Annotated in this window: 13 protein-coding genes; 2 read left to right on the top strand and 11 right to left on the bottom strand. The window is 66.3% G+C overall.

Annotated elements, in window-relative coordinates; all coding sequences use genetic code 11:
* Positions 1-201 precede the first annotated feature (201 nt).
* Positions 202-708 (top strand): disulfide bond formation protein B, encoded by a 507-nt coding sequence (locus ACUH78_RS06395; RefSeq protein ID WP_445332994.1) that lies wholly within the window; start codon positions 202-204, stop codon positions 706-708.
* 85 nt (positions 709-793) lie between these two features.
* On the opposite strand, the gene ACUH78_RS06390 is transcribed toward ACUH78_RS06395, so the two are convergent.
* The 8 genes from ACUH78_RS06390 to ACUH78_RS06355 all read right to left on the bottom strand — a co-directional run bounded on the left by ACUH78_RS06390 (position 794) and on the right by ACUH78_RS06355 (position 9,529).
* Positions 794-1,015 carry a YgaP family membrane protein gene (locus ACUH78_RS06390; RefSeq protein ID WP_418363617.1) on the bottom strand — a complete coding sequence of 74 codons (222 nt, stop codon included), beginning with the start codon at positions 1,013-1,015 and terminating at the stop codon, positions 794-796.
* On the bottom strand, positions 1,012-4,287 hold the full coding sequence (locus tag ACUH78_RS06385; RefSeq protein WP_435749623.1) for an efflux RND transporter permease subunit: 3,276 nt from the start codon (positions 4,285-4,287) through the stop codon (positions 1,012-1,014). Before ACUH78_RS06385 ends, ACUH78_RS06390 begins: the two co-directional genes overlap by 4 nt.
* 14 nt (positions 4,288-4,301) lie before the next feature.
* Positions 4,302-5,387, bottom strand: a complete 1,086-nt coding sequence (locus ACUH78_RS06380) for an efflux RND transporter periplasmic adaptor subunit (protein WP_435749624.1) — start codon at positions 5,385-5,387, stop codon at positions 4,302-4,304.
* A gap of 95 nt (positions 5,388-5,482) precedes the next feature.
* A complete protein-coding gene (locus tag ACUH78_RS06375) occupies positions 5,483-5,869 on the bottom strand; it encodes a sirohydrochlorin chelatase (protein WP_418363619.1) in 387 nt (128 codons plus the stop codon).
* On the bottom strand, positions 5,866-6,687 hold the full coding sequence (locus ACUH78_RS06370) for a tRNA threonylcarbamoyladenosine dehydratase (RefSeq protein WP_418363620.1): 822 nt from the start codon (positions 6,685-6,687) through the stop codon (positions 5,866-5,868). The genes ACUH78_RS06375 and ACUH78_RS06370 overlap by 4 nt, the downstream gene beginning before the upstream one ends.
* A gap of 11 nt (positions 6,688-6,698) precedes the next feature.
* Positions 6,699-7,664, bottom strand: a complete 966-nt coding sequence (locus ACUH78_RS06365; protein WP_435749625.1) for an MBL fold metallo-hydrolase — start codon at positions 7,662-7,664, stop codon at positions 6,699-6,701.
* Between the two features lie 96 nt (positions 7,665-7,760).
* Positions 7,761-8,255, bottom strand: a complete 495-nt coding sequence (ssb, locus tag ACUH78_RS06360) for a single-stranded DNA-binding protein (protein WP_418363622.1) — start codon at positions 8,253-8,255, stop codon at positions 7,761-7,763.
* Positions 8,256-8,323: 68 nt separating this feature from the next.
* A complete protein-coding gene (locus tag ACUH78_RS06355) occupies positions 8,324-9,529 on the bottom strand; it encodes an MFS transporter (protein ID WP_418363623.1) in 1,206 nt (401 codons plus the stop codon).
* A 118-nt stretch (positions 9,530-9,647) separates the two neighbouring features.
* Between ACUH78_RS06355 and uvrA the strand changes: the two genes are divergently transcribed.
* Positions 9,648-12,467: an excinuclease ABC subunit UvrA gene (gene uvrA, locus ACUH78_RS06350; protein WP_435749626.1), complete on the top strand. Its 2,820-nt coding sequence runs from the start codon at positions 9,648-9,650 to the stop codon at positions 12,465-12,467.
* Between the two features lie 8 nt (positions 12,468-12,475).
* Here the strand turns inward: uvrA and galE are convergent, their stop codons facing one another.
* The 3 genes from galE to ACUH78_RS06335 all read right to left on the bottom strand — a co-directional run bounded on the left by galE (position 12,476) and on the right by ACUH78_RS06335 (position 15,032).
* A complete protein-coding gene (gene galE, locus ACUH78_RS06345) occupies positions 12,476-13,498 on the bottom strand; it encodes a UDP-glucose 4-epimerase GalE (protein WP_418363625.1) in 1,023 nt (340 codons plus the stop codon).
* Positions 13,499-13,627: 129 nt separating this feature from the next.
* Entirely contained in the window at positions 13,628-14,026 is a 399-nt protein-coding gene (gene rplQ / locus ACUH78_RS06340) for a 50S ribosomal protein L17 (protein ID WP_418363626.1), read from the bottom strand.
* 25 nt (positions 14,027-14,051) lie between these two features.
* Positions 14,052-15,032, bottom strand: coding sequence for a DNA-directed RNA polymerase subunit alpha (locus tag ACUH78_RS06335; protein ID WP_435749627.1), 981 nt, complete (start codon positions 15,030-15,032; stop codon positions 14,052-14,054).
* Positions 15,033-15,053: the final 21 nt, after the last annotated feature.

Raw genomic sequence — 15,053 nt, 5'->3', positions numbered from 1 at the left:
CAGCGGGTCGTCTAACGCGGGCGCCACGTGGCGGCCACAGCCCACGAACGATCCGGTTGCTGCGGAATCACATGCCTGCCTACGCTGCCGCCGCACGCTGGCGGCGTCACGACCATGGACATGCCGACCGAGGCCATCCCTTGGCCACACGGATGCGACACCCCGCTTACAATGGGCGCCTGTTACGGAACCTGAATCAAGATGACCCTGCTTCGACAATTCTTCGAGCTGCCCGCACGGGTGCTCTATCTGGCGCTGTTCCATGTCGCCAGCGGCCTTCTCGGTTTTGGCCTCTATCTGCAGCACGTCGTGGGCCTGGAGCCCTGCCCGATGTGCGTCATGCAGCGTTATGCTTTCGCACTCGCAGCGCTCGTTGCCCTGATCGCAGCCGTCCACGGACCCGGGCGGCGCGGGGTGCGCGTCTATGCAGGATTGATCGGAGTGTCTGCGCTGGTGGGGGGCGGAATCGCGGCGCGCCAGAGCTGGATGCAGATCGATCCGCCCCTGATCCCCGAATGCGGGCCAGGGCTGGAGTTCATGCTCGAGAGCTTTCCGCTTGCACAGGCGCTGCCGATGATCTTCCGCGGTGCGGGCGACTGCACGGCGATCGAGTGGACCTTCCTCGGCCTGTCCATCGCAAACTGGTCGCTGCTCAGTTTCACCGCGACCGTGATCTTCGCCGCCTGGATGCTGCTGCGCCGCAACTGACGTCAACGGCCGGCATCGGCGATGGCCCACCCCTGTGGCCGACATCGCCGACCGACCTCGGTCATTGAAGCCGGCCACTGCAGCATCAGTTGCAACGGGCCGGGCCGTCCTTGACGCCGAGCTTGTGCAGGATGTTCACCAGCGGGCACAACCCGGTGAAAGCGCTCTGGAACAGGTTGAGGCCGACGAAGCCGGTCACCCACAGAAAGTGCTTGCTGACGAAGAGCGGCGAAGCCTCGACGCCAAGCGAGAGCGAAATCAGGACGAAAGCGCCGGCGAAGGCGCGGACGTAGTCATTGGTGGTCATGCGGGGTTCTCCTCGGGATTTTGCAGACGGGCGATGCGGCCGCGCATGGCGGCGTAGTAAAGGACCGGGATCACCACCAGGGTGAGCACGGTGGACACGAAGATGCCGAAGATCAGGCTGATGGCCAGGCCGTTGAAGATCGGGTCGTCGAGGATGAACACCGCGCCGATCATCGCCGCCAGCGCGGTGAGCCCGATCGGCTTGGCGCGCACCGCGGCGGCGCGGATCAGAGCCTCGCCGAACTCCATGCCCTCGGCGACCTGCTGATTGACGAAATCCACCAGCAGGATCGAGTTGCGCACGATGATGCCGGCGAGCGCGATCATGCCGATCATCGAGGTGGCGGTGAATTGCGCGCCGAACAGCGCGTGACCGGGCATCACGCCGACGATGGTGAGCGGGATCGGCGCCATGATGATCAGCGGCACCAGATAGCTCCTGAACTGCGCCACCACCAGCAGGTAGATCAGCACCAGTCCCACGGCGTAGGCGGCGCCCATGTCGCGGAAGGTCTCGTAGGTGATCTGCCACTCGCCGTCCCATTTCAGCTGGTAGCCGGCGTAGGGGTCGTCGGGCTGGCTGATGAACCACTCGCCGAGCGTACCGGCGAGCCCCGGCGCGCCGTCGAGCGCCATGCCATTGACCCGCGAGCGGATGTCGAACATGCCGTAGAGCGGCGAATCCAGCTTGCCACCCATGTCACCGGTCACATACACCACCGGCAGCAGGTCCTTGCGATAGAGGATCTGCTCGCGGCGGGTCTCGGCGACCTGCACGACCTCGGAGATCTTCACCAACTGGCCGGCGTTGTCGCCGCCGCGGGCCCGTACCTGCATCGCGAGCAGGTCGGCAAGGTCGGACTGGCGCACCGCGGGCAGCTGGATGCGCACCGGGATCTCGTACTTGTTGTCGCCGCCATGCACCGGGGTGACGTTCTCGCCGGAGAGCCCCAGGCGCACCACCTCGACGATGTCGGCCTTCGCCACGCCCATGCGCGCGGCCTTGGCCTGGTCAACGCGCAGCACGAGCTTGGGCGCGTCCTCGTCCACCGTGTCGTCGACGCCGACAATGTCCGGGGTGTCCTCGAAGGCCGCGCGCACGCGCCTGGCCACTTCCAGCTGGCCGTCGTAGTCGGGGCCGTAGATCTCGGCGACGATCGGCGACAGCACCGGCGGGCCGGGCGGCACCTCCACCACCTTGACGTTGCCGCCGTTGCGCAGCGCGATTTCGGTGACGGCATCGCGCACCGACACGGCGATCTCGTGGCTCTGGCGCTCGCGCGCGGTCTTGTCGACCAGGTTGACCTGGATGTCGCCCTGCTCGGGGGCACTGCGCAGGTAGTACTGGCGCACCAGGCCGTTGAAGTTGATCGGCGCCGCGGCGCCAGCGTAGGACTGCCAGTCGGTGACCTCGGGCACGGTGGCCAGATGGGCGCCGATCTCGTTGAGCACGCGCGCGGTGTCCTCGACCGGCGTGCCCACCGGCATGTCGAGCACGACCTGGAACTCGCTCTTGTTGTCGAAGGGCAACATCTTCATGACCACGAGCTGCACCACCGGCAACGCGACCGAAGCGCCGATGAGCGCGAACACCACGACCCACAGCGCGAAACGGTTGCGGCCACCGCGGCGGGCGTCGAACATGGGCGTCATCACGCGGCGGAAGAGTCCGTCGAGGCGGCGGGTCATCTTGTCCTCGCCCTCGTGGTGGTGGGCGTCGACGTTCTTGAGCATCTTCTGCGCCAGCCAGGGCGTGACCACGAAGGCCACCACCAGCGAGATGAACATGCCCATTGAGGCGTTGATCGGGATCGGGCTCATGTAGGGGCCCATCAGCCCGGTGACGAAGGCCATCGGCAAGAGCGCCGCGATGACGGTGAAGGTGGCGAGGATGGTGGGGCCACCGACCTCGTCGACGGCCTTGGGGATCAGCTTCCACAAGGGCGTGTCGGGCTCGAGGGTGTGCCAGCGGTGGATGTTCTCGACCACCACGATGGCGTCGTCGACCAGGATGCCGATCGAAAAGATGAGCGCGAACAGCGACACCCGGTTGAGGGTGAAGCCCCAGGCCCAGGAGGCGAACAAGGTGGCAGCCAGGGTGAGCGTGACAGCGATGCCGACGATGATGGCCTCGCGCCGGCCGAGCGCGAAGAACACCAGCGCCACCACTGCGGCGGTGGCGAAGGCGAGCTTGCCGATCAACTGGTTGGCCTTGTCGTTGGCGGTCTTGCCGTAGTCGCGGGTGACGGTGACCTCCACACCTTCCGGGATGACGCTCCCGCGCAGGTTCTCCAGGCGCTGCATCGCGGCCTGGGCGACATCGGCGGCGTTGGCTCCGGGCTTCTTCGACAACGCCAGCGTGACAGCCGGGAACAGGCCCTGTTGGCCGATGCCGCGCTGCTCCGCGGCAGCGCCGGTGCCGAACCACACGTACTGCGAAGGCTGGTCGGGACCATCGACGACCTCGGCGACGTCGCGCAGGAACACCGGACGGCGCTCGGAGACACCCACCACAAGCTTGCGCACATCCTCGGCAGATTCCAGGTAGGTGCCGGTCTGCACCAGCACTTCACGATTGCCTGCGACCAGGCTGCCCGCCGGCTGCGAGGCGTTGGCCAGTTGCAGCGCGCCGCGCAGGTCCTGCGCGGTGACGCCGTGCGCGTTCATGCGCTCGATGTCCATGTTCACCCGGATCACGTGGCCGGGGCCGCCCAGGGTGGCAACGTCGCGCGTGCCGGGGATGCGCTTCAGCTCGGTCTCGATCGCGCGCGAAACCTGCTGCAGCGAGAAGGCCGCTCGCTCGGGGTCGGCGGTCCACAGCGTGAAGCTGACGATCGGCACGTCGTCGATGCCCTTGGGCTTGATCAGCGGCTTGCCGACGCCGAGTTGCGGCGACAGCCAGTCTGCATGCGAGTCCACGGTGTCGTAGAGGCGCACCAGTGCAGTCTGGTTGGGGACGCCAACCTCGAATTGAACGGTGACCACCGCCATGCCGGGGCGCGACACGGTATAGACGTGCTCGACGCCGGCGATGCGCGACAGCACCTGCTCGGCCGGCCGCGCCACCAGGGACTCGACATCGCGTGCAGACGCCCCCGGGAAAGGCACCAGCACGTTGGCCATGGTGACGTCGATCTGTGGCTCTTCTTCCTTGGGGGTGATCAGGGTGGCGAAGATGCCGGCGAGCAGCAACACCAGCGCCAGCAGCGGCGTGATCGCGTTACGCTGGAAGCCGGACGCGATGCGGCCGGAGATGCCGAGACGCTTTTCCATGGTCGCCTCCGGACTCAGCGCGCAGCCGAGCCGGCGCGGGCCTGAATGCCGGCCTGCACCGGGTCTAGGGCGAGGGTTTCGTCCCCCCTAAGGCCGGAGAGCACCTCCACCGCATCACCGCCCTGTTGCGTACGGCCGAGGCGGATCTGACGCAGCCCGAAACCGCCCTGGCCATCGGCCACGTAAACTGCGGTGAGCTCGCCCCGACGAAGCACGGAAACGGCAGGAATCACCACCGGTTGGGCCGCTCGGGCCGGCGCCGCCTCACCATGTAAGCGCACCCGTGCGAAGCTGCCCGGCAACACGTCCGCGAGGCCCGCGGGGAGGTCGACGCGAACGCGCACGGTGTGGGTGCGGGCGTCGGCCGTGGGGAGCACGGTGACGGAAGCGGCTTCGATCGTGCGCCCGCTGGCGGGCAGCTCCACACTGGCGCGCAGCGTGCCACCGCCGAGCTCGGCGAGGCGCTGTGGCGCGAGGTCGGCCACTGCACGCATCTGCGCAGGGTCGTACACGGTGAGCAGGCTGCGGCCGGGCTGGGCCATTTCACCGGCTTCGATGTGGCGTACGGCAACCAGGCCGGTGAGCGGCGATGTCACCGTAGCGTAGCCCTGGACGGTGCCTGCCTGCGCACGCTGTGCGCGGGCAGCGCCCAGCTGCGCTTCAGCGGCTTCGTACTGCGTCCGCGCGCCATCGAGCGCCGACTGGCTGAGGAATTTCTGCGCGACCAGCTTGCGCGCACGCTCGTACTCAAGGCGCGCGTTGCCGAGCACGGTCTGCGCCTGCGCGATGCCAGCTTCGGCAGCGGCGACCGCTGCAGCCGCCTCGGCGGGATCGATGCGGACCAGCACCTGCCCGCGCTCGACGCGATCGCCGGCATCTACGCCGAGTTCGAGAATGCGGCCAGGCATTTGCGCCGCGAGGGTCGACTGACGCACCGCCTCGATCGTGGCCTCCGCAGCGATAGAGGGTGCAACCATCTGCGCCTGAATGCGTACGGTGGGCACCTCCGCGCGCGCGGGAAGGCTGAAGCTGGCGATCGCCGCGGCCAGCAGAAGAAGGCCGGGCGCGCGCGCAAGAACGGGGAGCATGACGGGTTTCATGTGCATAAGTATATTCTTATACACGCGCCGGTCAAGCACCTCGGTCAGTTCAGCACCTCGGTCAGTTCAGCACCTCGGTCAGTTCAGCACCTCGGTCAGTTCAGGCAGCTGGCGGCGTAATCGGCCATCGCGACGACAACCGGCTCGGCCTCGCCGGCCGCAGTGGCGAGGCTGATCTCGCACTCCGGATGAGCAGCACGGGCCTCGTCGAGCAGGATCGGCAGATCGCGCTTGAGGTGACCGCCTTGGGCGAGAAACATGGGCACGACCGCGATTTGCCGCACACCGTCAGCAGCAAGCGCGGCGATGGCCTCGGGCAGGGTCGGGGTCATGAACTCGAGGAACGCCAGCTCGGTACGCGGCGCATCGGGACGCGCCAGCACCGTATCGCGGATGCGGCGCATGGGTCCGGCCCATTCCGGGTCGCGTGCACCATGTCCGAACAGGACGATGGCAGATTGGGATCGGGGTGCTGCGGTCATGAGGCAATCTCCGTAGGAATGTCGGCGGACGCGACACGGCGAACTCCAGCGCGAAGCAGGTGCTCCAGCGCCCGTGCAGCACAGAGCAGGCCGACACTGGCCGTGACGGCCATGCTCGAACCATAGCCTGCGCAAGCGAGACCCTGTGGTGCGGCCCGCCCCGCGCCGGCATCGCAGGGCTGGACCGCAGGAAAGCGCAAGGGTTCGGTCGAGAACACCGCCTCGATACCGAATTTCCTCTTCGGGTCGCGTGTGAAACCGTGCTCCTTGCGCAGGCGCGCGCGCACCTTGGACAGCAAGGGATCCTGGACCGTACGCGAGAGGTCATCCACCATGATGCGCGCCGGGTCCAGCTTGCCGCCCGCCCCACCCGCCATGATCAGCGGAATGCCGCGCTCACGGCTCGCCGCGGCAAGCGCCACCTTCGCCCGTACGTTGTCGATGGCATCGATGACCACGTCGAAGCCTGAAAGCAGCCCGGCTGCATTCTCGGGGGTGACGAAGTCCTCGACCGTGATCACCTCGCAGTGCGGGTTGATGCCGGCGATGCGGGCGGACATTGCATCGACCTTGGCCATGCCAAGCGTATCTTCAAGCGCATGCGCCTGGCGATTGATGTTGGATTCGGCAACGTGGTCGAGGTCGATCAGGGTCAACCGCCCCACCCCGCTGCGTGCCAGCGCTTCGACCACCCAAGAGCCCACGCCGCCGATGCCGATCACGCAGGCGTGCGCCTTGCCGAGCGCCTCCGCGGCGCCGGCGCCATACAGGCGGTCGAGGCCGCCGAAGCGTCGCGCGCGGTCGACATCGGACTGCATGAAGCGCGGGCTCAGGCGTTGACCGCTTCGACGGCGCGCAGACTGTCGAGCCAGACGCCGAGGCCTTGTGCGTTGAGCTCCAGGTCCATGCGCAGCAGTTCGAGCGTATCGTCCTCGCTCAGCGCCCATTTCTGGCGCGCCGTCTCCTCGCGCATGACCTGCTCGAGACCGGCGAGGATCTCGACGTGGCGGGCAACCCCCTCACCGCGTGCGGCCTGCGCGACCGCGACCATGGTATCGATGAGGCGGTGCAGGTCCGCACCGAGGCGCTCGACGTCGGTGACGCGGCTGAAATGGGTCAGGTACATCGCCGTGGGCGACATGGCGAGCATGCGGTCGATGGAGGCATGCATCGCGGCAGGATCGAACTGGGTGGGCGTCGTCGTCGGCACCACGAAGGCGCGGCCATCGGTGTCGAGCTCGCGATAGGACAGGCCAAAGGTGTCGCCGGTGAAGAAGGCGCGTGCGACCGAATCCCACACGCAGATATGGTGGCGAGCGTGGCCGGGCGTGTCGAACACGCGCAGCATGCGGCTACCGAGTTGCACCTCGAGTCCATCGGTCGCCGCGACGATGCGCTCGGCGGGTACCGGAACCAGCTGGCCGTAGAGTTCGAACGCGCGCTCCGCGCCATATACGGCAGAGGTGCCTTCCCACAGCCGGGTCGGGTCCGCCATGTGGCGCACACCGCGCGGGTGGACCAGCAGCTTCGCCCGCGGCAGGGCGCACATCAGGCTGCCGGCGCCGCCTGCGTGATCGAGGTGGATGTGGGTGAGGATCACCCAGTCCACGGCCTCGGGCGCGATGCCGAGTGATGCCAGCGCCGCGAGCACATGAGGTACCGATGCATTGCTGCCGGTATCGACGACCGCCGCGCGGCCGTCCTGCACCACAAGGTGAATTGCGCAAAGCTGTGGCCGGCCGTAGGCCGAGTCGAAGGCGAAGACGCCGTCCTGATAGTCGATCAGATTTTTCATCACCCCTCCTCCAGGCATCGATCTGGGGTCGATTGTCCCGGTTTCAATACGTGCCTCGGCCCGGCGCAACGCGCCAGGCACGGCGGCCAAACGGTGTCAGAAGGGAATGTCGTCGTCGAAATCGCCGAACCCACCGGAGGACTGCGCAGGCTGCTGGGACTGCGGACGTTGTGCGGGCGCGGGGCTGCTGCGCGGCGCAGCGGCGGGAGCATCCCAGCCCGCATCGTTGCCACGCATGGATGCATCGCCGCCCTCGCGGCGCCCGCCGAGCATCTTCATCTCGTCGGCACGGATTTCGGTGGTGTAGCGGTCCTGACCGCTCTGGTCCTGCCACTTGCGCGTACGCAGGCTACCCTCGATGTAAACCTGGCTGCCCTTGCGCAGATACTGCCCGGCGATTTCGGCCAGCTTGCCGTAGAAGGACACGCGGTGCCATTCGGTAGCCTCACGGCGCTCGCCAGTATTCTTGTCGCGCCAGGTCTCGGTAGTGGCCAGACGGATGTTGCAGATCGCGTCGCCGGAGGGGGCGAAGCGGTTTTCCGGATCAGCGCCGAGGTTGCCGATCAGGATGACTTTGTTCAGGGATGCCATCCGGTTCTCCTTTGGAAACGTGAACGGGCAGCGTATGGGCGCCGCCCTTGCATGGTGTACCGCCCCGTTCAGCGCCCGGCAGGCGCCGGCGCGGTACGCAGGGGCGGCGGATTCATCGAGGTCGACAGCGCCAGCCATGCAAGCCCGAGCATGACGCAGAACAGGCTTACCACGCCGGTCCCGAAGGTCTGACCCAGCCAGCCGCCGAGCGCGCCGCCCAGGAACAGGCCGAGCGACTGCAGTGTGTTGTAGACCCCGAGCGCAGTCCCCTTCGCGCCCGGGGCGGCGATACGCGAGATCCACGACGGCTGCGTGGCCTCGAGCACGTTGAAGGCGATGAAGAAGAGGGTCAGCAGCAATGCCAATGGTATCAGTGCATCCCCAAAAAGCCAGAGCCCGAACTGAACGATCACAAGCAACGCGATGGCTGCATTGAAGACCGGCTTCATCTTGTCGTGGCGCTCGGCGAGGATCACCGCAGGCACCATGACGACAAAGGATAGCAGCACCGCCGGGAGGTAGACCTTCCAGTGCTCGGGCACCGGCAGGCCGCCGCTGGCGACCAGCGCCGAGGGGACCAGTACCCACATCGTGGTCTGGATCAGGTGCAGCGCGAACACACCGAAGTTGAGCCGCATCAGCTGGCCGTCACGCAAGACGTCGACGATCCGGCCCGTGGCGCGCGGAACGGGGGGCGCCTCGGGCACCACCTTGAGCAGCACGCCGATGGCGCCTACGGCGAGCACCGCGGTGAGCCAGAAGATGCCGGACATGCCGATTACCGCATAGAGCAGCGGCGCGACCACCATGGAGAGTGCGAACACGAGGCCGATGGAGGAGCCGATCATTGCCATGACCTTGGTGCGATGCTGGTCGCGCGTAAGGTCCGCAGCCAGCGCGGTGACGGCCGCGGAAATTGCACCCGCGCCCTGCACCACCCGCCCCACGATGATCATCCAGATGTCATCAGCGATTGCTGCAACGACGCTGCCGACGACGAAGAGCACGAGGCCGAACACGATCACCGGCTTACGCCCGAAGCGGTCGGAGGCGGCGCCGTAGGCGATCTGCAGGAAGGCTTGAGTAAGCCCGTAGGCGCCGATGGCCAGGCCGACGAGCATCAGGTCGTCTCCCCCTGGGATCTGCTCGGCATGAGCGGCGAACACGGGGAGGATCAGGAACAGGCCGAGCATGCGCAGCGCGAAGATAGCCGCCAGGCTCATGCCGGCGCGGCGTTCTTCGCGCGTCATCGGATCGCGTGCGGGAACGGACATACTGGATACCGGCTCGATCAAAGAGCGGGATTCTAACACCCCGCAAACGACTGATGCGATTACGCCGCCGCCGTGACGAGGGCGTATAGTTTGCCGTTTCCCACGCCTCGAACCCGTCATGGACGAGATCCGCATCCGCGGCGCCCGCACCCACAACCTGAAAAACATCAGCATCGACCTTCCCCGGAACCGCCTGACCGTGATCACAGGCCTGTCGGGCTCGGGGAAGTCCTCGCTCGCCTTCGATACCCTGTATGCGGAGGGCCAGCGCCGCTACGTCGAGTCTCTTTCCGCGTACGCGCGCCAGTTCCTCCAACTCATGGAGAAGCCGGATGTGGACCTGATCGAAGGATTGTCGCCCGCGATCTCGATCGAGCAGAAGGCCACCAGCCACAATCCACGTTCTACGGTCGGAACGGTCACCGAGATCCACGACTACCTCCGCCTGCTGTATGCACGCGCAGGCACACCACACTGCCCCGACCATCCGCAGCACGCGCTGGAAGCGCAGAGTGTGGCGCAGATGGTCGACCACGTGCTCGCACTGCCCGCCGAGACGAAGCTGATGATCCTCGCCCCGGTCGTGAGCGGCCGCAAGGGTGAGCAGAGCGATCTGTTCGCAGAGTTGCGCGCGCAGGGCTTCGTGCGCGTGCGGGTGGATGGCGAAGTGATGGAACTCGACGCCATGCAGCCCCTGGAGAAGGGCCGACGGCACGACGTGGCGGTGGTGATCGATCGCGTGAAGCTGCGCCCCGATTTGCGCAGCCGGCTCGCCGAGTCCTTCGAGACCGCACTCACGCATGCCGACGGGCGGGCGATCGCGGTGGAGATGGAAAGCGGCCGCGAGCACCTGTTCTCGGCTCGCTTCGCCTGCCCTGTGTGCAGCTTCTCACTTGCGGAACTGGAGCCACGGCTGTTCTCTTTCAACAATCCTGCCGGCGCATGCCCCAGGTGCGACGGGCTGGGCCAGGTCGAGTTCTTCGACCCCGTGCGGGTGGTTGCACACCCTGAGCTGTCGCTCGCATCGGGCGCGATCCGCGGCTGGGACCGGCGCAACCAGTTCTACTTCCAGTTGCTGGCAAGCCTGGCCTCGCACTACGGCTTCGATATCGAGACGCCGTGGCGGGCACTGCCGGAAGACCTGCGCGAGGTGGTGCTTTCCGGCTCCGGGCGGACAAAGATCGCTTTCCGCTACATGGCGGACAACGGCAGGATGGTGCTCAAGGAGCACCCCTTCGAGGGCATCCTGCCCAACCTCGAGCGGCGCCTGCGCGAAACCGATTCGCAGGCCGTGCGCGAGGAGTTGTCGAAATACCGTGCCACCCAGCGCTGCCCGGCCTGTCACGGCAGCCGCCTGCGCAGCGAGGCACGCCACGTGCTGATCGGCGGCCACCCCCTGCACGAGGTCGCCGCGATGCCGCTTGGGGCAGCGCATGCGTTCTTCGCCCAGCTCGCGCTGGAAGGCGCACGCGCACGCATCGCCGAAAGGATCGTGAGCGAGATCACCGCACGCCTGCGCTTCCTCATCGACGTGGGGCTCGACTACCTGGCGCTCGACCGCGCAGCCGATACGCTCTCGGGCGGCGAAGCGCAGCGCATCCGCCTGGCAAGCCAGATCGGCTCCGGGCTGACGGGCGTGATGTACGTGCTCGACGAACCGTCGATTGGCCTGCATCAGCGTGACAACGACCGCCTGCTTGACACCCTCGCCCGCTTGCGCGACATGGGCAACACGGTGATCGTGGTCGAGCACGACGAGGATGCGATCCGCAGCGCGGACTACGTGGTGGACATGGGCCCCGGGGCAGGCGAGCATGGCGGCCAGATCGTTGCACACGGCACGCCTGCCGAGGTGATTGCCAATCCGGACTCCCTCACCGGCGACTATCTTGCCGGAAGGCGCACGATCATGCCGCCCGGGCGCCGCACCGCGCCTGATCCGGCGCGCATGGTCCGGATCGCGGGCGCCACGGGCAACAACCTCAAGGCCGTCGACGCGAGCCTGCCGGTTGGATTGCTGACCTGCATCACCGGCGTTTCGGGCTCCGGCAAGTCCACCTTGATCAACGACACGCTCGCCACTGCCGCTGCGCACCAGCTCAACCGCAGCGCGGATGACCCTGCGCCGTACGCCGCGATCGAAGGGCTGGAAGCCTTCGACAAGGTCATCGACGTTGACCAGTCCCCAATCGGCCGCACACCGCGCTCCAACCCCGCCACCTACACGGGGCTGCTGACGCCTATCCGCGAGCTATTCGCCGGCGTGCCCGAGGCGCGGGCGCGCGGCTACGGTCCCGGGCGCTTCTCATTCAACGTGCGCGGCGGGCGCTGCGAGGCCTGCCAGGGCGACGGCCTGGTCAAGGTCGAGATGCATTTCCTGCCCGACCTGTACGTCCCGTGCGATGTCTGCCATGGCACGCGCTACAACCGCGAGACGCTAGAAATCCGATACAAGGGTCGCAACATCCGCGAGGTGCTGGAGATGACGGTGGAGGAGGCGCTCGCCTTCTTCGCACCGGTACCCGCAGTCGCACGCAAGCTCGAAACCCTGACCGACGTCGGCCTCGGCTACATCCGCCTGGGGCAGAGCGCGACGACTCTCTCGGGTGGCGAGGCTCAGCGCATCAAGCTCGCCCTCGAACTCTCCAAGCGCGACACGGGCCGAACCCTGTACATCCTCGACGAGCCGACCACCGGGCTGCACTTCCAGGACATCGAACTGCTGCTGAAGGTTCTGCACCGCCTGCGCGACCACGGCAACACCATCATCGTCATCGAGCACAACCTGGACGTAATCAAAACGGCCGACTGGGTCCTCGACCTGGGCCCAGAGGGCGGCGACCGTGGCGGCACGCTGGTATGCTGCGGAACCCCCGAGCAGATTGCCGAACACCCCGAGAGTCATACGGGCCGCTACCTGCGTCGCATGCTCTCCTGACCAGGGCCTCACCCCCCGGCGTAACCGCGCGGATTGAGGCACTGCCAGCGCCATGCGTCCTCGCACATGGCCTGCAAATCGCGCTCGGCGCGCCAGCCAAGCACTTCTTCTGCGCGGGCGGGATCCGCCCAGCACGCAGCGATATCTCCCGGTCGGCGCTCGACGATGTCGTAGGGGACTGCGCGCCCACTGGCGGCTTCGAAGGCGCGCACCATCTCCAGCACGCTGTAGCCGCGCCCGGTGCCAAGATTCAGCGTGCTCACGCCAGGTAGCCGTTCAATCCGCTCGAGCGCACGTAAATGGCCCAGCGCAAGATCGACCACATGAATGTAATCGCGCACGCCCGTGCCGTCGCGTGTCGGATAATCGTTGCCGAACACGCGCAGTCGCGGCAGTCGCCCGCCCGCAACCTGACTCACGAAAGGCATCAGGTTGTTCGGCAGACCATCCGGATCCTCCCCGATGCGCCCGCTCACATGCGCACCGACCGGGTTGAAGTATCGCAACAGCACGATGTTCCAGCCCGCTTCCGCTTGTGCCACGTCACGCAGGATCTGCTCGCCCATCAGCTTCGTCCAGCCGTAGGGATTGGTTGCAGAAGTCGGAAAATCCTCCCGGATGGGGACGGACGCAGGGTCCCCATATACCGTGGCCGACGAACTGAACACCATGCGCCGGCAACCGGCAATCTCCATCACCTCAAGCACGCTGATCAGGCCGTGCAGGTTGTTGTCGTAATAGGCGAGCGGCTGAGCGACCGACTCACCAACCGCCTTGCGCGCGGCGAAGTGGATCACCGCCTCGACCGGATGCTGCGCGAAAATATGCTCCAGCGCGGCACGGTCCCTCACATCCGCACGAACGAAGCCGGCAAGCGCGCGACCTCCCAGCTCCTGCATACGCGCAACCGCCGTCATGGAAGCGTTGGACAGATCATCCACCACGACGACGTCACGCCCCGCCTGCAGTAGCTCAACACACGTATGCGAACCGATGTAGCCCGCGCCCCCGGTCACCAGCGTCACGCCCATTCGTTCCAACCCTCCACCATTGCAACGCCTCCAGCCTGCCCGTACACCGCACATGTTTGCGCGGAACGATGCCGCGCGGGCGAAAAAAAACCGGGCGTTGCCCGGTTCTTTCGTTCGCTCGCCGATAACTCAGGCGGCTTCGCTTTCTTCAGCTTCAACCGCCTCACCTTCAGGTCGGTCGAGCAATTCGACATACGCCATCGGCGCGTTGTCGCCATCGCGGAAGCCGCACTTCAGAATACGCAGATAGCCACCGTTACGGCTGGCAAAGCGCGGACCCAGTTCGTCGAAAAGCTTCACGACCATATCACGGTCGCGCAGACGGTCGAACGCCAGACGGCGGTTGGCAACGCTGGGCTTCTTGCCCAGCGTGATCATCGGCTCGACCACACGGCGAAGTTCCTTCGCCTTCGGCAGGGTCGTCTTGATCGCTTCGTGACGCAGCAGCGAATTGGCCATGTTGCGGAACATCGCCTGGCGGTGGCTGCTGGTACGATTCAGCTTGCGAAGACCATTACGGTGACGCATTTCAATTCCTCACTTGCCCGGCGACTCAACCGAGCTTCTCAAGCCCGGCCGGCGGCCAGTTTTCCAGTTTCATGCCAAGCGTCAGCCCGCGAGAGGCCAACACTTCCTTGATCTCGTTGAGCGACTTCCGACCCAGGTTCGGGGTTTTCAGCAACTCGGTCTCGGTGCGCTGGATCAGATCACCGATGTAGTAGATGTTCTCGGCCTTCAGGCAGTTCGCAGAACGCACCGTGAGCTCGAGGTCATCGACCGGGCGCAGCAAAACGGGATCGATCGTCTGCGACGGGGCCTCGACCCGCTCGGGCTGAGTGCCTTCGAGGTCGGCGAACACCGAAAGCTGATCCATCAGCACGCGCGCCGCGTAGCGGATCGCCTCTTCCGGATCAACCGCACCGTTGGTCTCGATATCGATGATCAGACGATCGAGGTCGGTACGCTGCTCGACACGAGCGCTTTCTACCAGGTAGCTGACACGGCGCACAGGGCCGAACGACGCATCGAGAACGATACGGCCGATCTGCTTGCTCTCAGCGCTCTGGGGGCGCGCATTACCCGGTACGTACCCGCGTCCTTCCTCGACCCTGATCTGCATGTCCATCTTGCCACCGGGGGCCAGATGCGCGATCACATGATCGGGGTTGATGATCTCGACGTCGTGACCGAGTTCGATGTCGGCCGCCGTCACCAAGCCCTCGCCGGATTTGGCGAGTCGCACGGTGACTTCGCTGCGCCCGTTGAGCTTGAATACCACACCCTTCAGGTTCAGCAGCAGGTCGACGATGTCTTCGCGCACGCCGTCAAGCGTGGAGTACTCGTGCAGCACCCCTTCGATCGTGACTTCCGTGGCAGCGTGCCCCGGGAGCGACGACAGGAGGATGCGCCGCAGCGCATTCCCCAGCGTATGACCGAACCCGCGCTCGAACGGCTCCATCGTCACCCGCGCCTGGACAGGCGAGGTGCTCTGGACGTCGATGATGCGCGGTTTCAGCAGTGCATTGCTTTGCATCAGCATTTCCTCGGAACTAGA

It is taken from the genome of Thauera sp. ZXT1-4 (assembly GCF_052598215.2).
This window is presented reverse-complemented; position numbering and strand designations above follow the sequence as displayed.

Bases quoted from the DNA above. Each gene is read 5' to 3' on its own strand.
- ACUH78_RS06395 (WP_445332994.1), top strand. From the start codon at position 202: ATGACCCTGCTTCGACAATTCTTCGAGCTGCCCGCACGGGTGCTCTAT.
- ACUH78_RS06390 (WP_418363617.1), bottom strand. From the start codon at position 1,015: ATGACCACCAATGACTACGTCCGCGCCTTCGCCGGCGCTTTCGTCCTG.
- ACUH78_RS06385 (WP_435749623.1), bottom strand. From the start codon at position 4,287: ATGGAAAAGCGTCTCGGCATCTCCGGCCGCATCGCGTCCGGCTTCCAG.
- ACUH78_RS06380 (WP_435749624.1), bottom strand. From the start codon at position 5,387: ATGAAACCCGTCATGCTCCCCGTTCTTGCGCGCGCGCCCGGCCTTCTT.
- ACUH78_RS06375 (WP_418363619.1), bottom strand. From the start codon at position 5,869: ATGACCGCAGCACCCCGATCCCAATCTGCCATCGTCCTGTTCGGACAT.
- ACUH78_RS06370 (WP_418363620.1), bottom strand. From the start codon at position 6,687: ATGCAGTCCGATGTCGACCGCGCGCGACGCTTCGGCGGCCTCGACCGC.
- ACUH78_RS06365 (WP_435749625.1), bottom strand. From the start codon at position 7,664: ATGAAAAATCTGATCGACTATCAGGACGGCGTCTTCGCCTTCGACTCG.
- ssb (WP_418363622.1), bottom strand. From the start codon at position 8,255: ATGGCATCCCTGAACAAAGTCATCCTGATCGGCAACCTCGGCGCTGAT.
- ACUH78_RS06355 (WP_418363623.1), bottom strand. From the start codon at position 9,529: ATGTCCGTTCCCGCACGCGATCCGATGACGCGCGAAGAACGCCGCGCC.
- uvrA (WP_435749626.1), top strand. From the start codon at position 9,648: ATGGACGAGATCCGCATCCGCGGCGCCCGCACCCACAACCTGAAAAAC.
- galE (WP_418363625.1), bottom strand. From the start codon at position 13,498: ATGGGCGTGACGCTGGTGACCGGGGGCGCGGGCTACATCGGTTCGCAT.
- rplQ (WP_418363626.1), bottom strand. From the start codon at position 14,026: ATGCGTCACCGTAATGGTCTTCGCAAGCTGAATCGTACCAGCAGCCAC.
- ACUH78_RS06335 (WP_435749627.1), bottom strand. From the start codon at position 15,032: ATGCAAAGCAATGCACTGCTGAAACCGCGCATCATCGACGTCCAGAGC.